Below are 18439 nucleotides of genomic sequence, written 5' to 3'. Positions count from 1 at the left end.
GGCGCTTCAGCGGCGCTGGTCAGGCGTCGGCATGAGCCTGTCGATCTCACCCTGCATGGTCTGCACCAGCTGGCTGTAGACCTGCAGCTTGTGGCCGCTGTCGCGCAGGCGCTCGGCCAGGCGCTGGGCCACGGCGGCCATCAGCTTGGCGGCGGTGGCCGGCTGTTCCGCGGTCAGTGCCTCCAGGGCTTCGCGCGTGAGCACGGCGCAGGCCACGTCGGTGCTTGCGGTGCAGGAGGCCGAGCGCGCGCCACCGTCGACCAGGGCCATCTCCCCGATCAGGCTGCCCGGGCCGAGCACGGTCACGGTGACCGGGTTGACGCGGCGCGCGATCAGCGTCTCCACGGTGATTTCGCCTTCGAGCACCAGCACCATGTAGCCGGTGTCGGTGGCCTCGCCCTGGCGGATGATGGTCGTGCCGCTCTTGAGGCGTTTGGGCTGCATGAAGCCGACCACGGTCAGCGCCTCGGCCTCGCTGAGCTGCATCAGCGCCGTGGGCGCGCGCAGCAGGCGGGCGGCCTCGTGGGCCGCGGACGAACCGTCCACCGCGGCCCGGCGGTCGGCCGGCGGGCGCGACCCGGGTTGTTCCGCAGAGCGGGTGCCGAACAGTCGGTCGAAAAGGGACATCCCGGCATTGTGCCGCGGCCCTCAGGTGCCCGGGTGTGACCGAATGCGCGCCTTCAGGGCAGCGGGATCCACTCGTCGTGGTCGTCCGGCGGCAGGGCGAAGCGGCCGCCCTGCCAGTCGGCCTTGGCCTGCTCGATGCGCTCCTTGCGCGAGGACACGAAGTTCCAGAACATGTGGCGCTCGCCCAGCGGCTGGCCGCCGAAGACCATCAGCGTCGCCCCTTGGGGGCCGGCCGTCACCGCATCCCCCTCGCCGGTGAACACCAGCAGCTGGCCGGGCTCCGCGGTCGTGTCGCCGAGGGTCACGGCGCCGCGCGCCACGTACACCGCCTGTTCGGCGTGGCCAGGGGGCAGGGCCAGCGGGGCGCCGGGCCGCAGCTGCGCGTGCAGCGCGAACAGCGGCGAGTGCGTGCGCACCGGCGTGGTCAGCCCGTAGGCGCTGCCGGCGAACAGGCGCCACCAGACGCCGTCCTCCTCGCGCTCGGGCATCAGGGCCTGCGGGTAGTGGTCGAAGGCAGGCTCGCACTCCTCGTCGGCCTCGGGCAGCGCGACCCAGAACTGCATCAGCTCCAGCCCGCCGCCCGCGAAGGAGTCGGGGTGGGTGAAGCGCTCGGAGTGGCTGATGCCGCGGCCGGCGGTCATCCAGTTCACGTCGCCGGGGCGGATGTCCTGGCGGATGCCCAGGCTGTCGCGGTGCGTGATCATGCCGCTGAGCAGGTAGCTCACGGTGGACAGGCCGATGTGCGGGTGCGGCCTCACATCGGCGGCGCGCACATGCTCGGGTGCCAGCGTCACCGGGCCGGCGTGGTCGAGGAAGACGAAGGGCCCCACGTGGCGGCGCTTGGCGTACGGCAGCACGCGCCGCACGGTCAGGCCGTGGCCGAGGTCGCCGGGGCGCGCGGTGATCAGCATCTCCAACATGTCAGAGCCTCCCCATCTTGCCGCTCTGGAAATCGACGAACGCCTGCTGGATTTCCTGCGGGGTGTTCATCACGAAGGGGCCGTAGCCCACCACCGGCTCGTCGATGGGTTCGCCGCACAGCCACAGCAGCGTGGTGTCGGCCAGCGCGGTGAGCTGCACGCCTTCACCGTCGCGGGCGTAGACGATCATTTCCGCGTCGCCGGCTTCCTGGCCGTCGGCGGTTTTCACCCGGCCCTGGTAGACCAGCGGCACCGTGGTGTGGCCCTCGGGCGCGGGCAGCGTCACGGTGTGGCCGGCTTTCAGCTGCACGTCCCAGACCTGCATGGGCGTGAAGGTCCGGGCCGGGCCGGTGGTGCCGTCGAAGGTGCCGGCGATGGGGCGCACCGTGCCGGCGGCGGCGCCGCTCGCGTCGGTCAGCGGCAGGGTCGGGATCTGCGCCGCGGTGATGCCCTGGTAACCGGGCGCCGCCATCTTGTCGCGCGCCGGCAGGTTCACCCACAGCTGCACCATGCGGAACGGGCCGCCGCTGCGGGCGTAGGCCTCGCTGTGGAACTCCTCGTGCACGATGCCCGCCGCGGCGGTCATCCACTGCACCTCGCCGGGGCCGATGGTGCCGCCGCCGCCGGACGAGTCGCGGTGCGTGACCTCGCCGTCGTAGACGATGGTCACGGTCTCGAAGCCGCGGTGCGGGTGGGCGCCCACGCCGCGCCGCTTCGTGGTCGGCTCGAACACCACCGGGCCGCCGTAGTCGAGCATGAGGAAGGGCGAGAACGCGGCGGGGTCGTCGTTGTACGAGAACAGGGTGCGCACCGGAAAGCCGTCGCCGACCCAGTGGCCTTGCGTGTTGCGCTGGATGAATGACACGGACTTCATCGTGGGGAGTCTCCTTGTGAAGGCGCATTCTGTGCCGGGACGGCGTTCAGCGCGACCCTCAGGGACAATCCCGGGCATGCGAATCTCTGAATTGCGCGAGCGCCTGGGCGCGCTCGGCGCCCTGCCCAAACACCAGCACCGTGTGCTCCGCCTGTGGAGCAACGCCCTGCCGCAGACGGCGGGCAAACGGCAGATCGAGCACTTCCTGCCCGCCACGCTGCGCGCCGCCCTGCCGGCGCTGGAGACCGAACTCGCGGGCCTCGCGCAGCTCGCATCGGCCCACCCCGGCGACGACGGCTCCGAACGCCTGCTGGTCAAACTGGGCGACGGCCAGCTGGTCGAAAGCGTGCTGCTGCTGCCCGACCGCACGCCCGGCCTGTGCGTGTCCACCCAGGTGGGCTGCGCCGTGGGCTGCCGCTTCTGCATGACCGGCACCACGGGGCTGATCCGCCAGCTTGGCAGCGCCGAGATCGTGGCCCAGGTGGCGCTGGCGCGCACGCGCCGGCCGGTGAAGAAGGTGGTGTTCATGGGCATGGGCGAACCGGCCCACAACCTGGACAACGTCATGGAGGCCATCGAGCTGCTGGGCACGGCCGGCAACATCGGCCACAAGAACCTGGTGTTCTCCACCGTGGGCGACCCGCGCGTGTTCGATGAACTGCCGCGCGGCGCGGTCAAGCCCGCGCTGGCGCTGTCGCTGCACACCACCAAGGCCGAGCTGCGCCGCGAGCTGCTGCCGCGCGCGCCGCTGCTCTCGCCCGAAGAGCTGGTCGACGCCGGCGAGGCCTACGCCCGCGCCACCGGCTACCCCATTCAATACCAGTGGACGCTGCTGGACGGCGTGAACGACGGCGACGACGAGATCGAGGGCCTCGTGCGCCTGCTCACGGGCAAGTACGCCATCCTCAACCTGATTCCGTACAACACCACCGAAGGCATGCCCTACCAGCGCCCAAGCTGGGAGAAGGCGGCCGACATGGCGCGCCGCCTGCACCGCCGCCACATCCTGACCAAGCTGCGCATGTCGGCGGGGCAGGACGTGGACGGGGGCTGCGGCCAGCTGCGGGCGCGGGCCGAGCAGCCCGAACGGCCGCTGCGGCGCAGCGTGCCGATCCGGCCGTTGGCCTGAAACCGCTCGGTCAAACAGCGGGTATACCCAGCCATTGTTCCGGGCTTAAGCCCGGTTCGGACTGGTCGATAGTGAAGAGACCGGTGATTCGATTTGTTGCGGCTGAGTGCGTTCGGTCGACAGGATCACTGCTCATTCATTCACTTCGAGCACTTTGGTATGCCCGTCCTGTTGCACCCCCATGCCCCGCTGGCGGAACGGTCCGGCGGACTGGGCGCTTGGCTGATGCAGCCGTTCGCCCGCCTGTTGCCCGCCTCGTCCCGGCCGGCGGCCGCACCTGTCCTGGACGAAGTGGCGCAGCGCCTGAGCCAGGCCTCGGCGCTGTGGTCAACCCACCTGGGCACCGCGCAGGAACAGATGCACGAGGCCACGCAGACCCTGTTGGGCGGCTTCACCACCATCCTGCAGGAACTGGACGCCATCGTGGCCGCGGACACTGGCGCGGGTATGAGTGCTTCGGACGTGGACACCCGCGCCGACACGCTGGCCCGGTGCGAGGAGCGGCTGCACGAGCTGCTGGCCCGCTTCTCGGGCTTTGTCGAATCGCGCGACCGCATGGTCGGCTCGGTGCGGTCTCTCTCCACCGCATCGGAGAGCCTGGCCCAGATGGCCGAGGACGTCGGCAAGCTCGCCCGCCAGACCAACCTGCTGTCGATCAACGCCGCCATCGAGGCCGCCCGTGCGGGCGAGAGCGGGCGCGGCTTCTCGGTGGTGGCGGCCGAGGTGCGCCGCCTGTCCGGTGAGTCGGGCAGCACGGGCAAGAACATCGCGGACCAGGTCGGCCGCTTCGGGTCGCACATGCAGACCGTGCTGCGCGACGCCGACCAGCAGGCGGCCAGCGACCGGCAGTCGGTGCAGTCGTCGGGCCAGATCGTCAACGATGTGATCGAGCAGATGCATGGCGCCGTCAGCGGGCTGCACCAGCGCGCCGCCGAACTGCGCGAGCGCGGCGCCATGGTCAAGGGCCAGGTCGAGCAGCTCCTGATCGCCTTTCAGTTCCAGGACCGCGTCAACCAGATCGTGGACCAGGTGCGCCATTCGATGGACGAGGCCGCCCGGCGACTCCAGGTGTCGCTGGCCGAGGGGCGGGTGCCCGACGCATCGGAGTGGGAGACGCTGCTGACCGCGGGCTACACGACCGACGAGCAGCGCCAGGCCACCGCGGGCGCGCAGTCACTCCCCGCAAAGAGCGGGGGCAGTGAGACCACCTTCTTCTGATTCTTCTCACAGGGAGCACCCGCATGGCCAAGACCATCCTGATCGTCGACGACTCCAGCTCACTGCGCACGGTGGTGAAGCTGGCCCTCAACCGCGCGGGCTACGACGTGCTCGAAGCCGGCGACGGCAAGGAGGGCCTGGCGCAGCTGGAGAAGGCGGCCAAGGTGCACCTGATCGTGAGCGACGTGAACATGCCCAACATGGACGGCATTGCCTTCGTCACCGAGGTCAAGAAGCACCCGCGCCACAAGTTCACGCCGGTGGTCATGCTCACCACCGAAGGACAGGACGCCAAGAAGGAGCAGGGCCGGGCCGCCGGCGCCAAGGCCTGGATCGTCAAGCCCTTCAACCCGCCGCAGCTGCTGGACGCGGTGTCCAAGCTGATCCTGCCGTGAAGGGGCTGCCATGGACGCCCAGCGCCGCCTCCCCCCCGAGCTGACCATCTACACCGCCAGCGAGCTGTGCGCCCAGGCGCGCACCTGGCTGGCCGAGCACACCGCCGACAGCGGCGACGGCTGGACGCTGGAGGCCTCTGCGGTCGACCAGGTCGACGCCGCCGGCGTGCAGCTGCTGCTGTCGCTGGCGCGGTCCCTGGAGGACCGTTCGCAGGCGCTGCGGCTGGCCCAGCCGAGCACACCGCTGGTCGACGCCTGCGCCGCCCTCGGGCTGGCCGGCTGGCTGTCCGACCGCACCGCCCAGGGAGCCACCCCATGAACGCACAGGACGCCGACCAGAGCTTCATCGCCGAGGCCTTGCCCGCCTTCATCAGCGAATCGGACGAGCAGCTCGAAGCCATCGAGCAGCTGCTGCTGGAGCTGGAAGACCAGCCCGGCAACGGCGATCTGCTGGGCGCGCTGTTCCGCTGCGCCCACACCGTCAAGGGCTCGGCCGGCATCTTCGGCCTGGACGAGGTGGTGGCCTTCACCCACCACGTCGAGACCCTGCTGGACCGCCTGCGCGATGGTCTGGTCGCCTTCACGCCCGACATGGGCACGCTGCTGCTGCAGTGCAACGACCAGATCCGCTTCCTGATCCGTCTGGCGCAGGCGGGCGGGGCGGTGAGTGCCGACGAGGCCGCGGCGCGCGCCGGCCTCGAATCGCGCCTGCAGGCCTTCAGCGGCGACGCGCCGATGGCCTCGCACGCCGCACCCCCGCCCAACGCGCCCGTGGCGGACGCCGCCAGCGCGGCCTGCGTCTGGACGCTGCAGGTGGGCTTCCTGCCCGACACCTTCCGCAACGGCATGGACCCACTGGCCATCCTGAACTACCTGCGCGGCCTGGGCACCATCACCCGCATTCACTGCGACCGCTCCGCCGTGCCCGGCCTGGACACGCTCGATCCCGAAAGCTGCCACCTGGCCTTCGGTTTCGAACTGGAAACGGCGGCCGACCAGGACGCCATCGAGGCGGCCTTCAGCTTCGTGCGGGAGGACTGCACGCTGCAGATCACGCCCCCGGCACCGCCGGTGGCGGACGCCCCGGCGGCCGTGGTCGCGGCGCCCGAAGCCGCCGTCCGCACGCCGGCCGTGGTGGCCAAGCCGCGCGAAGGCGGCGAAGAGCAGCGTTTCATCCGCGTGCAGGCCGACCGGCTGGACGCCGTCATCAACCTGCTGGGCGAACTCGTGATCGCCGGCGCCGGCGCCTCGCTGCTGGCGCGCCAGTCGCGCCAGGGCTCGCTGATCGAGGCCAACGAGCAGATCAACCAGCTGATCGAAGAGATCCGCAACGGCACGCTGCAGCTGCGCATGGTGCCCATCGGCGAGACCTTCTCGCGCTTCCGCCGCGTGGTGCGCGACACCGCCGCCGAGCTGGGCAAGGAGGTGCAGCTGGAGATCGTCGGCGGTGACACCGAGCTGGACAAGTCGGTGGTCGAGCGCATCGCCGACCCGCTGATGCACCTGGTGCGCAACGCGCTGGACCACGGGCTGGAGACACCCGAGCAGCGCACCGCCGCCGGCAAGCCCGCGCAGGGCCGGCTCGTGCTCTCGGCCTGCCACGAGTCGGGCAGCATCCTGATCCGCATCACCGACGACGGGCGCGGCGTGCAGCGCCAGAAGGTGCTGGCGCGCGCCTGGGAGCGCGGCCTGGTGGAGCCCGGCGTGGTGCCGGCCGACGCCGACATCCTCAAGCTCATCTTCGCGCCCGGCTTCTCCACCGCCGAGAAGGTCACCAACCTCAGTGGCCGCGGCGTCGGCATGGACGTGGTCCGCAGCAACATCGAGGCGCTGCGCGGCACGGTGCAGCTCACCAGCGAGGAGGGCGCGGGCTCGACCATCGAGATCCGCCTGCCGCTCACGCTGGCCATCATCGACGGCTTCCTGATCGGCGTCGGCGACTCGCGCTTCATCTTCCCGCTCGACGCGGTGGTGGAGGTGATCGAGAGCCGCTCCAGCGCCACCGAGATGGACGCCAGCGGCCGCGGCGTGACCGAGCTGCGCGGCCAGGCCCTGCCGGTGGTGAGCCTGCGCAAGCTCTACGCGCTGGACTCGCCCGAGCCCGACCGGGTCAGCATCGTGGTGATCCGCTTTGGCGGCCAGCGCTACGGCGTGCTGGTCGACCAGCTGCTGGGCCAGCACCAGACCGTCATCAAGCCGCTGGGCCGCATGTTCCGCAGCCTGCGCGGCATGTCCGGCTCCTCCATCCTGGGCAACGGCGACGTGGCCCTGATCTTCGACGTGGCCTCGCTGTGCCAGCTGGCGATCCATCCGCCGTCCCACGCGCGACCGCGCCACGCCGTGTCCCCACAACCTCTTCCGTCCACCGAATCCGCTCCTGCAGAAGGACCCGCGCCATGACACAGACCCACACCCCCTGGATTGCCCGCGTTTTCGCCGGCACCGAGCTGGACCAGCTGTCCCAGGCGCTGCAGGACAAGGAAAAGGCCTGTGCGGCCGCAGAGGCGCAATGGGCGCAGACGCTGCAGGAGAAGGAGCGGTCCCGCGTTTCGGCGGAGGCGAGGATCGCCGAGCTCACACAGCAGCTGGACCGCGTGACCACCGAGGCCGAGTCGGAGCGCCAGAACGCCAGGGCCATCGCCGCCGGCATCCTCACGGCCATCGACACCAGCTACGCCTACATCGAGTTCGACACCCAGGGCCAGGTGCTCAAGGCCAACGGCAACTTCTGCCGGCTGCTGGGCTACAGCGAAAGCGAGATCGTGGGCAAGCACCACCGCATCTTCGTCGAGCCGGCCGTGGTGTCCTCGCCGGCCTACCGTGATTTCTGGGACGGGCTGAACGCGGGCAAGACCCATGCGGATGTGTTCAAGCGCATCGCCCGGGACGGCCGCGAGGTCTGGATCCAGGGCACCTACGCGCCCGTCAGGGACGAGGCCGGCCGAGTCACCAAGGTCATCAAGATCGCGACCGACGTCACCCGGTCCCAGCTGCAGGCGGCCGACTGGAGCGGCCAGGTGCAGGCCATCGGCAAATCGCAGGCGGTGATCGAGTTCGACCTCACGGGCAAGGTGCTGACCGCCAACGACAACTTCCTGCGCGCCCTGGGTTACACGCTCGACGAGATCCGCGGCCAGCACCACAGCCTGTTCGTCGACCCTGCCCATGCGGCCACTCCCGAGTACCGGATGTTCTGGGACAAGCTGGGTCGCGGCGAATACGACGCCGGCCAGTACAAGCGCATCGGCAAGGGGGGCAAGGAGGTCTGGATCCAGGCCTCGTACAACCCCATCCTCGACCCCGCCGGCAAACCGGTCAAGGTCGTCAAGTACGCCACCGACATCACGGCGCAGCGCCTGCAGGCGGCCGACTGGAGTGGCCAGATCGAGGCCATCAGCAAGGCCCAGGCGGTGATCGAGTTCGACCTCACCGGCCGGATCCTGGGCGCCAACGACAACTTCCTGGGCGCGCTGGGCTACTCGCTGGCCGAGATCCAGGGGCACCACCACAGCATGTTCGTCGACCCCGTCGAACGCGCCCAGCCGGCCTACCGCGAGTTCTGGGAGCGCCTGGGCCGCGGCCAGTTCGACGCCGGCCGCTACCGCCGCCTCGGCAAGGGTGGCCAGGAGATCTGGATCCAGGCCTCGTACAACCCCATCCTCGACCTCAACGGCAAGCCCTTCAAGGTCGTCAAGTACGCCACCGACGTGACCGCCCAGGTCAAGGCCGCCGAGATGCTGGCCACCGTGGTCGAGCAGGCGCAGGCGGCCACCGCGGCGGCGCGCGAGGGCGACCTGGAGCAGCGCATCCCGGTGGAGGGCAAGACCGGCGCACCGCTGGCGCTGTGCGAGGGCATCAACGCCCTGCTGGAGACCACCGAGGTGATGTTCGGTGACGTCGGCCGCGTGTTCGGTGCGATGTCCAACGGCGACCTGAGCCAGCGCATCGAGCGCGACTGCGCCGGCACCTTCCTGCGCGTCAAGGACGACGCCAACGCCACCTGCGAGAAGCTGGCCGGTGTGATGGACGAGGTCCGCTCCGCCGCCGAGGCCCTGACCGGCGCGGCCAACCAGGTCAGCGCCACCGCGCAGAGCCTGTCGCAGGCGGCCAGCGAACAGGCCGCCTCGGTCGAGGAGACCACCGCCTCGGTCGAACAGATGTCGGCCTCGATCTCGCAGAACAGCGACAACGCCAAGATCACCGACGGCATGGCCACCAAGGCCAGCAAGGAAGCCGGCGACGGCGGGCAGGCGGTGACGCAGACGGTGCAGGCCATGAAGCAGATCGCGGCCAAGATCAGCATCGTCGACGACATCGCCTACCAGACCAACCTGCTGGCGCTCAACGCCGCCATCGAGGCCGCGCGCGCCGGTGAACACGGCAAGGGCTTCGCGGTGGTGGCGGCCGAGGTGCGCAAGCTGGCCGAGCGCAGCCAGGAGGCGGCCAAGGAGATCGGCGACCTGGCCGGCCACAGCGTGGACACGGCCGAGCGGGCCGGGCACCTGCTGGGCCAGATCGTGCCCTCGATCCAGCGCACCTCCGACCTGGTGCAGGAAATCGCCGCCGCCTCGCGCGAGCAGAGCCAGTCGGTCACCCAGATCGGCGGCGCCATGGGCCAGCTCTCCAAGGCCACGCAGCAGAACGCCTCGGCCTCCGAGGAACTGGCGGCCACTTCCGAGGAACTCTCGGGCCAGGCCGAGCAGCTGCAGCAGGCGGTGTCGTTCTTCGGTGCGGGTGAGCAGGACGTGGTGGTGCGCAAGGTGGCCAACGGCGAGCCCGTGGGCCGCCGTGCACCCGGCGCAGGTGGCCTGCGCATGGCGGCGGTGGCCGGTGCGCCGGTGCCGCGCGCCGCGCCGTCCGGCAACTTCCGTCCCTACTGAGTTCCTCGCCCGTCCCACCCTCCTGTTGAAGGACATCGCCATGAACCCGAACCAACCCTCCTGGGCCGCCCGCGTCTTTGCCGGTGCCGAACTCGACCGGCTGAACGAGGCGCTGGAGCAGCAGTCGCGCGCCCGCGCCGAGGCCGAGTCCTCGCTGTCCGAGCTGAAGGCGCGGCTGGACGCGGTCGAGTCCGAGCTCAAGGTGCGCACGGACATCATGAACGAGACCAGCATCGTCTCGGAGGCCGACAAGAAGGGCGACATCCTGTCGATCAACGAGAAGTTCATCGAGGTCTCGAAGTACACCCGCGAGGAGCTGATCGGCCAGCCGCACAACACCACGCGGCACCCCGACATGGCCAAGGACGTGTTCAAGCAGATGTGGGCCACCATCGGGCGCGGCCAGATGTTCCGCGGCGTGATCAAGAACCGCGCCAAGGACGGCACGCCGTACTACGTGGACGCGGTGATCGCGCCGATCCTGGGTGAGAACGGCAAGCCGATGAAGTACCTGGGCGTGCGCTACGACATCACCGAATCGGAGATCGAGCGCCAGAACGCCCGCGGCATCCTGGCCGCCATCGACACTTCCTATGCCTACATCGAGTTCGACCTGGGTGGCCATGTGGTGGGCGCCAACGACAACTTCCTGACGGTGATGGGCTACCGCAGGGACGAAGTGGTCGGACGCCATCACCGCATGTTCGTCGACCCGGACCAGGCCAGCACGCCGGCGTATGCCCAGTTCTGGCGGGACCTGGTGGACGGCAAACCCCAGAACAACATCTTCCGCCGTGTGACCAAGGCCGGTCAGGCTGTCTGGATTCAGGCCGTGTATGCCCCCGTCAAGGACGAGATGGGCCGCGTGGCCAAGATCGTGAAGATCGCCACCGACGTCACCGCCGAGGTCACCGCGCAGCGCGTGCTGCGCGAGGCGGTCGAACAGGCGCAGAGCGTGACGGCGGCGGCCAGGGCGGGCGACCTGTCTCAGCGCATTCCGATGGAGGGCAAGAGCGGGCCCATCGCCGAGCTGTGCGCCGGCGTCAACGCCCTCATGGAGACCACTTCGGTCATCTCGGAGGACGTGGGCCGCGTGTTCGGTGCGCTGGCCGCGGGAGACCTGACACAGCGCATCACACGCGACTACGCCGGCACCTTCAACCAGGTCAAGAGCGATGCCAACGCCACCAGCGAGGCCCTGGCGGGCATCGTGGAAGACGTGGGCCGCGTGTTTTCAGGCCTGGCCAGCGGGGACCTCGGCCAGCGCATCACACGCCAGGCCTACGGCACCTTCGACCAGGTCAAGCTGGACGCCAACGCGAGCTGCGAGAAGCTCGAGTCCATCATCGACGACGTGCGTGCCGCCGCCACGGCCCTGACGGAGGCCGCCAGCCAGGTGAATGCCACCGCGCAGAGCCTGTCGCAGGCGGCCAGCGAGCAGGCCTCGTCGGTCGAGGAAACCACTTCGCAGATCGACATGATGTCGGCCTCGATCTCGCAGAACAGCGACAACGCCAAGGTCACCGACGGCATGGCCACCAAGGCCAGCCAGGAAGCCGGCGACGGCGGGCAGGCCGTGACACAGACGGTGCAGGCCATGAAGCAGATCGCGGCCAAGATCAGCATCGTCGACGACATCGCCTACCAGACCAACCTGCTGGCGCTCAACGCCGCCATCGAGGCCGCGCGCGCCGGTGAACACGGCAAGGGCTTCGCGGTGGTGGCGGCCGAGGTGCGCAAGCTGGCCGAGCGCAGCCAGGAGGCGGCCCGCGAGATCGGCGACCTGGCCGGCCACAGCGTGTCCACCGCGGAGCGGGCCGGGCAGCTGCTGGGCCAGATCGTGCCCTCGATCCAGCGCACCTCCGAACTGGTGCAGGAGATCTCGGCGGCTTCCAGCGAGCAGAGCCAGTCGGTCACCCAGATCGGCAGCGCCATGGGCCAGCTCTCCAAGGCCACGCAGCAGAACGCCTCGGCCTCCGAGGAGCTGGCGGCCACCTCCGAGGAACTCTCGGGCCAGGCCGAGCAGCTGCAGCAGGCGGTCTCGTTCTTCGATGGCGGCACACAGGAGCCAGTGCCGCGCCGGGCCGTGCAGGGCGAACCGGGGCCGCGCCGCGGGCTGCGCATGGCCGCGGTGGCGGGTGCGCCGGTGCCGCGCGCCGTCAGCGGCGGTGCCGCCAATTTCCGTCCCTACTGAGCGGAGGACCCCATGACAGCATCCACTCCCACAGCCGCCGGCGACAGCGCGGCCGGCCAGCAGTTCCTCACCTTCCTGCTGGGCAAGGAGGTGTTCGCGATGGACATCCGCACCGTGCGCGAAATCATCCAGTACGGGCCGCTGACCTCGGTCCCGCTGATGCCCGACTTCGTGCGCGGCGTGATCAACCTGCGCGGCGCGGTCGTGCCGGTGATCGACCTGCACGCGCGCTTCGGCCGCCCGGTGGCCGAGATCGGCAAGAAGACCTGCATCGTGATCTTCGACGCGGTGCGCGATGGCGAGCGCACCGAGCTGGGCCTGCTGGTCGACGCGGTCAGCGAGGTGGTCGACATCCCGGCCGGCCAGATCGAGCCGCCGCCGAGCTTCGGCACCGCGGTGCGGCGCGACTTTATCCAGGGCATGGGCAAGCTCGGCGAACGCTTCGTGATCATCCTGGCACCCGACAAGGCCTTCGACGTCGACGACATGGCGCGCCTGTGCGAGGCGACGCAGGAATCGGCCGCCGCCTGACCCCTTCACCGACCCGAGCCCGCCATGACTCCGCTGCACGACGACACCTACCGCCGGATCGCCGGCCTGATGCACGAGATCTGCGGACTGTCCTTCGCGGACAGCAAGAAGCCGCTGGTGTCGTCGCGCCTGTCGCCGCGCATCCAGCGCCTGGGCATGGGTGGCTTCGAGGACTACCTCGATCTGATCACCAGCGGCCACGACCAGGGTGAGCTGCAGGTGGCGATCGACCTGCTCACCACCAACGAAACCTACTTTTTCCGCGAGCCGGCGCACTTCGACCTGCTGCAGCAGGAGGTGCTGGCCACCCGGCCCGCCTCGCTCGCGGTCTGGAGCGCCGCCTCCTCTTTTGGCGACGAGGCCTACAGCGTGGCCATGCTGCTGGCCGACCTGCAGCTGCGTTCCCAGGGTCCGGCGCAGTGGAGCGTGCTGGGCACCGACATCAGCGACCGCGTGCTGCGCAGCGCCGCCCAGGCCGTCTACCCGCGGGAGCGCCTGCGCCAGGTGTCCGACGAGCGGCTGCGCCGCTACTGCCTGCGTGGCGAGGGCGAGTCCGAGGGCCTGGTGCAGATCAAGGAAAGCCTGCGCCGGCGCGTGCGCTTCGGCCAGGTCAACCTGTTCCTCCCGGTCGAAGGCATCGGCCCGTTCGACGTGGTGTTCCTGCGCAACGTGCTGATCTATTTCGACCCGCCGACCAAGACCGCGGTGGTGGACCGGGTGCTCCGGCTGCTGCGCCCCGGCGGCCTGTTCTTCATTGGCACCGCCGAGGGCCGGGTGCCCTGCGAGACGCCGCTGCAGGTGCTGGGCCCCGGCGCCTTCCGCAAGGGCGCGGTGTCATGACGCCCACGCTGTCCAGGCGATGCCCGGCCCCCGCGCCGCGGTCCATCGTGATGTCGCCGGTGCCGGTGCACACGCTGCACCCTGGCGACGTGGTCTGCGCCGAGCGTGGCGAGCAGCTGGAGACCTTGCTGGGGTCCTGCGTCGCGGTGATCCTGACCGACCCGCGCCGCACGGTCGGCGCGATGTGCCACATCGTGCACGCCCACGATCCGTCGGACCGTGCCCGTTCCAGCCAGGCCCACGGCCCGGTGGCGCTGGAGGCGATGGAGCGTCTGCTCAGCGTGCGCGGCATCCAGTCCGGGCTGTGCGAGGCCTACGTGTTCGGCGGCGGCAACATGTTCCCCGACCTCTACCGCGCCACGCACGTCGGTGCCGCCAACGCCGACTGGGTGCTGCGCGCGCTGGCCGGGCGGGGCGTGCGCGTGCTGCGCGAGGACCTGGGCGGCCGCTTCTACCGGCAGGTGCGCTGGACGGTGGGCGACGATCCGCCGCAGGTCCGCTGCGTGCCCGTGTGAGGGAGACATCGATGGCGATCCAGGTGTACGTGGTGGACGACTCGGCGGTGGTGCGGCAGACGCTGCTGCACCTGCTGCAGGGCGACCCCGAGATCCAGCTGCTGGGCAGTGCGCCCAACCCGCTGATCGCCGGTCCGGCGATCCGCAAGAACCGGCCCGACGTGCTGCTGCTGGACATCGAGATGCCCGGCATGGACGGCCTGACCTTCCTGCGCCAGATCATGGAGGAGTCGCCCATCCCCACCGTGATCTGCTCGACCCTCACCACCGACGGCAGCCGCATGGCGCTGGAAGCGCTGGCCGCCGGCGCGGTGGCGGTGGTGGCCAAACCGCGGCTGGGGCTCAAGCAGTTCCTCGAAGAGTCGCGCCGCGAGCTGCTGCAGACCCTGCGCACGGCGGCGCGCTCGCGCCCGCTGCGCAGTGGTGCGGCGCCGGTGCGCGCCGCACCACTGTCCGCGCCGCGGGCGCCGCTGGCGGGCCTGCACGCGCTCTCGGTCAACAAGCCCATCGTGCTGGGCGCCTCCACCGGCGGCACCCAGGCCATCGAGTCGGTGCTGACCACGCTGCCGGCCGACAGCCCGGGCATGGCCATCGTGCTGCACATGCCCGAGCGGTTCACCGCGATGTACGCGCAGCGGCTCGACGGCCTCTGCGCCATGGAGGTGCGCGAGGCGCGCGACGGCGACCGGCTGGAGCGCGGCGTGGCATTGATCGCCCCGGGCGGGCGGCACATGCAGCTGCGCAAGAGTGGTGGCCAGTACTACGTGAGCGTGGCCGACGGCCCGCCGGTGAACCGCCACAAGCCCTCGGTGGACGTGCTGTTCCGCTCGGCCGCCGAATGCGCCGGCCGCGATGCGCTGGCCATCATCCTCACCGGCATGGGCGACGACGGCGCGCGCGGCATGAAGGCGCTGCACGACAAGGGCGCCCGCACGGTGGCCCAGGACGAAGCCAGCTGCGTGGTCTATGGCATGCCCATGGAGGCGTTGGCGCTTGGCGCGGTGGACGACGTGTTGCCACTGGGCCAGGTCGCGCGCTCCATCATGTCGTTCGACGCGCGCGGCTGAGCGGGGACGCCGGCCACTCGCGGCTGGTCTCGTCCTGCAAAGGTCGTCGGGCCAGCTCCATCTGCCGGGCCACGATGTGCTCCCGCAGCAAGGAGAAGGCCAGCGGTTCGGACTGCGCCAGCACCCAGCGCCGTTCCAGCGCCGCGACCCACATGGAGAACGCGGGCTGGGCGCCCATCACCAGCACGTGGTCGTTGCGACCGGTCAGCGTGCGCACCAGCTCTCCCAGGAGGGCGGCCCCCGACGCGGCGGGCAGGCGCTGCGGCAGGAGGGTGCCGGCCAGGTAGGCGCACGTGGTCGGCGCCTGTCCGACACCGGGCGGCAGCGCCTGCGCCTGTCCGAACACCGCCCCGAGCAGGCGCTCGGCGCACCGGTCCGCGTCGGTGTCCGCCGTGACGACCAGCGCTCCCTGGTCCACCAGCAGGTCGCGGGCCAGGAACAGGCGGGTGGACAGTTCGATCAACCGCCGCACCCGGGTCTGCAGCGAGTTCGAGGGCGGGTTCAGGCCGTCTGGTGCGGGGTCCGCCGCATCGGACAGCCAGACCAACGACACCCGACCGGCCAGAGGACCGTCCTGGGCCTGGCCCGACAGCAGCCCCGACATCACCGAGAGATCGTCGCCGCACAGCAGCGAGACCCGGTGGCCGTGGTGCGCGTCGGCGGTCATCCGGGCCGCGGACCACGGCGGCCGGCGGCGTCCGGGCCGGACATCGGCGGAACAGGTCCACAACTCGCGGGCGCGCTGCCGCGCCAGCGAGATGATGTCGGGCAGCCGGTTCAGCATGGATCGGTTCATCTTTTTCCCCCTGACATGAACAAAAAGTTTATATCAGATGCAACCATTGTTGAAATACGGGGTATTGAGGAACTTAACTTGCTGTTCATGACTGAAAAAGCGGAATTTGCGCAGCGGCTGCGCGAGGCCATGGCGCATGCGGGGTACCCGGTGCGCCCGGTGGTGCTCGAGCGCGAGTTCAACACCCGCTACTGGGGCCGCTCGGTCACCCTGCAGGGCGTCCGGCGCTGGCTGCGTGGGGAAGCGATCCCTTCGCAGGACAAGCTGCAGGTGCTGGCCGACTGGCTGGGCGTCGAGCCCGAGGTGCTGCGCTTCGGCGACCGGGTGCGCCGGTCCGTGCAGGAGCGGCGCCAGCGCTGGGACGAGGGGCTCGGCTTCATGGAACGCGAGACCCTGGAGGCGTTTCTCTCTCTGCCGGCACCCCAGCGCAAGATCGTGCGCGAGGTGATCCTGACGTTCGCCAAGGCCAGCCGCCCACCGGACGCCTGAGCGGGCGGGTGCCGGCCATCGACCCGGCACATCGATTGCTTGCGCGCTGGCCATGACCCTTGATGCGCATGCTTCCCTGGACCGCCCGGGCATGGTCGGTTCCTGGCGCGACCCCGTGGCCCTGCTGCTGGCCTCCACCGGCGAAGGCATCTACGGCGTCGATCTCGACGGGCTCTGCGTCTTCATCAACCCGGCCGGCGCGCGCCTGATCGGCTACGAGCCGCACGAGGTGATCGGGCGCAACATGCACGAGCTGACCCACCACGCCCGGCCAGACGGCGCGCCCTACCCGGAAGCCGAATGCCCGATCTTCAACGCCTTCCGCCGCGGCCTGCCCTGCCGCATCGACAGTGAGGTGTTCTGGCGTCGCGACGGATCGCCGTTCCCGGTCGAGTACTCCAGCCACCCGGTGATCGAGGACGCCCAGGTGCGCGGCGCCGTGGTCACCTTCGTCGACATCACCGGGCGCAAGCGCGCCGCCGACGCCCTGCAGCGCGCCAAGGACCAGCTGGAGGAGCGGGTGCGCGAGCGCACGCTGGCGCTGGAGACGGCGCTGCGGCGCGTGCGCGAGCTGGCGGCCTGGTCCGAGACCGTGCGCGAGGAGGAACGCACCCGCATCGCGCGCGAAGTGCACGACGAGCTGGGCAGCCTGCTGGTGGCGCTCAAGATGGATGTGAACTGGATGGACAAGCGCCTGTCCGAACAGACCGGGCGCAGCCCCGAGGCGGCCGAGGACATGCGCGCGCGCATGCGCTGCAAGTGCCAGAACATGAGCCGCCTGATCGAGAACGCGGTCGACAACGTGGGCCGCATCATCACCGACCTGCGCCCCAGCATCCTGGACCACCAGGGCCTGTGGGCCGCCCTGGAGTGGCAGGCGCAGGAATTCGTGGCCTCGGCCGAGCTCGCACTGGACTGGTCCATGGAGCGGGAGCCGGACGTCGACTGGCCCGAGCCCCTCGAGCCCATGGCCATGGCGGTGTTCCGCATCTTCCAGGAGATGCTGAGCAACGTGGGCCGCCACGCCCAGGCCCGCCACCTGCGGGTGGTGATCACCCTGGCCGGGGGCACGCTTTCGCTGAGCGTGCAGGACGACGGCGTCGGTGCGCCTGCGCAGGCCTTCGAGGCCGGCGACGCCTACGGCGTGATGGGCATGCGCGAGCGCGCGCAGCATTTTGGCGGCCGCATCGACATCCACAGCGTGCCGGGGCAGGGCACCTGCATGCGGCTGCAGCTGGCGCTGCGCGCGCAGGAGCCGGCGTGAACGGGGCCGGCATGAACGGGGCCGCATCCGCCGCCGCGCTGCGCGTGCTGATCGGCGACGACCACCGCATCGTGCGCGAAGGCCTCAAGCAGATCCTGGCCGACGCGCCCGACGTGCTGGTGGTGGCCGAGGCGCCGACCGGGCCCGAGGTGCTGGCGCAGGTGGCCGAATTGCGCGCGCGCGACGGCCTGGACCTGGTGCTGCTGGACATCGCGCTGCCGGGCATCGACGGGCTGGATGTGCTGCAGAAGATCAAGCGCGAGCATCCCCGGCTGCCGGTGCTGATGCTCAGCACCTACCCCGAGAAGCAGTACGCGGTGCGCTGCATCAAGCTCGGTGCCAGTGGGTACCTCAACAAGAGCGCCGACCCGGACGACATGCTTGCCGCGGTGCGCAAGGTGGCCGCCGGCGGCGTGTTCCTCACGCCCAGCACCGCCGAGGCGCTGGCCACCGCAGTGGGGCGGGGCGGCGCCCAGGCCGGGCCGGAGGCGCTCTCGCACCGTGAGCACCAGGTCTACCGCCTGCTCACCCAGGGGCAGACCGTGAGCGAAATTGGTGCGCAGCTCGGGCTCGCGCCCAACACGGTGAGCACCTACCGCGCGCGCATCCTCGAAAAGACCGGCACCAAGAACGACGTCGAGCTCGCGCTTTACGCCGAGCGCCACGCGCGCGGCCGCGCTGGCGGCTGAAACGCCGCCAT

Annotated in this window: 18 protein-coding genes and 1 pseudogene; 15 read left to right on the top strand and 4 right to left on the bottom strand. The window is 70.5% G+C overall.

What is annotated here, in order from left to right:
* Positions 1 to 6: 6 nt before the first annotated feature.
* From RCO38_RS17245 to RCO38_RS17235, 3 genes are read right to left on the bottom strand one after another with little or no spacing between them, the layout of a single operon-like run.
* Positions 7 to 627 carry a cyclic nucleotide-binding domain-containing protein gene (locus tag RCO38_RS17245; protein ID WP_308329585.1) on the bottom strand — a complete coding sequence of 207 codons (621 nt, stop codon included), beginning with the start codon at positions 625 to 627 and terminating at the stop codon, positions 7 to 9.
* A gap of 53 nt (positions 628 to 680) precedes the next feature.
* A complete protein-coding gene (locus RCO38_RS17240; protein ID WP_308329584.1) occupies positions 681 to 1547 on the bottom strand; it encodes a pirin family protein in 867 nt (288 codons plus the stop codon).
* A gap of 1 nt (position 1548) precedes the next feature.
* On the bottom strand, positions 1549 to 2421 hold the full coding sequence (locus RCO38_RS17235; RefSeq protein ID WP_308329583.1) for a pirin family protein: 873 nt from the start codon (positions 2419 to 2421) through the stop codon (positions 1549 to 1551).
* A 76-nt stretch (positions 2422 to 2497) separates the two neighbouring features.
* On the opposite strand from RCO38_RS17235, the gene RCO38_RS17230 reads away from it, so the two are divergent.
* The 12 genes and pseudogenes from RCO38_RS17230 (at position 2498) to RCO38_RS17180 (ending at position 15190) form a co-directional block, all read left to right on the top strand.
* Positions 2498 to 3550, top strand: a complete 1053-nt coding sequence (locus RCO38_RS17230; RefSeq protein WP_308329582.1) for an RNA methyltransferase — start codon at positions 2498 to 2500, stop codon at positions 3548 to 3550.
* Positions 3551 to 3709: 159 nt separating this feature from the next.
* Positions 3710 to 4768 (top strand): methyl-accepting chemotaxis protein, encoded by a 1059-nt coding sequence (locus RCO38_RS17225; RefSeq protein ID WP_308329581.1) that lies wholly within the window; start codon positions 3710 to 3712, stop codon positions 4766 to 4768.
* Positions 4769 to 4791: 23 nt separating this feature from the next.
* Positions 4792 to 5163 (top strand): response regulator, encoded by a 372-nt coding sequence (locus RCO38_RS17220; RefSeq protein ID WP_308329580.1) that lies wholly within the window; start codon positions 4792 to 4794, stop codon positions 5161 to 5163.
* Between the two features lie 10 nt (positions 5164 to 5173).
* Complete coding sequence (locus RCO38_RS17215) at positions 5174 to 5482, top strand: STAS domain-containing protein (protein ID WP_308329579.1); 309 nt, start codon at positions 5174 to 5176, stop codon at positions 5480 to 5482.
* Positions 5479 to 7563, top strand: a complete 2085-nt coding sequence (locus RCO38_RS17210; protein WP_308329578.1) for a chemotaxis protein CheA — start codon at positions 5479 to 5481, stop codon at positions 7561 to 7563. Before RCO38_RS17215 ends, RCO38_RS17210 begins: the two co-directional genes overlap by 4 nt.
* Positions 7560 to 8138: pseudogene (locus tag RCO38_RS24330) on the top strand (PAS domain-containing protein); the annotation flags it as partial. The gene RCO38_RS17210 and the pseudogene RCO38_RS24330, both read left to right, overlap by 4 nt.
* A complete protein-coding gene (locus RCO38_RS17205) occupies positions 8127 to 10043 on the top strand; it encodes a methyl-accepting chemotaxis protein (RefSeq protein ID WP_445297929.1) in 1917 nt (638 codons plus the stop codon). The pseudogene RCO38_RS24330 and the gene RCO38_RS17205, both read left to right, overlap by 12 nt.
* Positions 10044 to 10083: 40 nt before the next feature.
* Positions 10084 to 12237 (top strand): methyl-accepting chemotaxis protein, encoded by a 2154-nt coding sequence (locus RCO38_RS17200; protein WP_308329576.1) that lies wholly within the window; start codon positions 10084 to 10086, stop codon positions 12235 to 12237.
* Positions 12238 to 12249: 12 nt separating this feature from the next.
* A complete protein-coding gene (locus RCO38_RS17195; RefSeq protein WP_308329575.1) occupies positions 12250 to 12768 on the top strand; it encodes a chemotaxis protein CheW in 519 nt (172 codons plus the stop codon).
* Between the two features lie 24 nt (positions 12769 to 12792).
* Positions 12793 to 13608, top strand: coding sequence for a CheR family methyltransferase (locus RCO38_RS17190; protein ID WP_308329574.1), 816 nt, complete (start codon positions 12793 to 12795; stop codon positions 13606 to 13608).
* Positions 13605 to 14123, top strand: a complete 519-nt coding sequence (locus RCO38_RS17185) for a chemotaxis protein CheD (protein WP_308329573.1) — start codon at positions 13605 to 13607, stop codon at positions 14121 to 14123. The genes RCO38_RS17190 and RCO38_RS17185 overlap by 4 nt, the downstream gene beginning before the upstream one ends.
* A gap of 11 nt (positions 14124 to 14134) precedes the next feature.
* Positions 14135 to 15190 (top strand): protein-glutamate methylesterase/protein-glutamine glutaminase, encoded by a 1056-nt coding sequence (locus tag RCO38_RS17180; RefSeq protein ID WP_308329572.1) that lies wholly within the window; start codon positions 14135 to 14137, stop codon positions 15188 to 15190.
* On the opposite strand, the gene RCO38_RS17175 is transcribed toward RCO38_RS17180, so the two are convergent.
* Positions 15165 to 15986 (bottom strand): hypothetical protein, encoded by an 822-nt coding sequence (locus RCO38_RS17175; protein ID WP_308329571.1) that lies wholly within the window; start codon positions 15984 to 15986, stop codon positions 15165 to 15167. The two genes, RCO38_RS17180 and RCO38_RS17175, sit on opposite strands and share 26 nt — an antisense overlap.
* An 87-nt stretch (positions 15987 to 16073) precedes the next feature.
* Between RCO38_RS17175 and RCO38_RS17170 the strand changes: the two genes are divergently transcribed.
* The 3 genes from RCO38_RS17170 to RCO38_RS17160 are packed head-to-tail and all read left to right on the top strand — an operon-like array spanning position 16074 to position 18428.
* Complete coding sequence (locus RCO38_RS17170) at positions 16074 to 16475, top strand: XRE family transcriptional regulator (RefSeq protein WP_308329570.1); 402 nt, start codon at positions 16074 to 16076, stop codon at positions 16473 to 16475.
* Between the two features lie 52 nt (positions 16476 to 16527).
* Positions 16528 to 17739, top strand: a complete 1212-nt coding sequence (locus RCO38_RS17165; protein ID WP_308329569.1) for a PAS domain-containing sensor histidine kinase — start codon at positions 16528 to 16530, stop codon at positions 17737 to 17739.
* A gap of 11 nt (positions 17740 to 17750) precedes the next feature.
* Positions 17751 to 18428, top strand: a complete 678-nt coding sequence (locus tag RCO38_RS17160) for a response regulator transcription factor (protein WP_308329840.1) — start codon at positions 17751 to 17753, stop codon at positions 18426 to 18428.
* Positions 18429 to 18439: the final 11 nt, after the last annotated feature.

Source organism: Hydrogenophaga pseudoflava (assembly GCF_031020795.1).
Taxonomy (GTDB): Bacteria; Pseudomonadota; Gammaproteobacteria; order Burkholderiales; family Burkholderiaceae_C; genus Hydrogenophaga; species Hydrogenophaga pseudoflava_A.
Note: the sequence above shows the minus strand (reverse complement) of the source record. Positions and strands in the feature narration are given on the sequence as shown.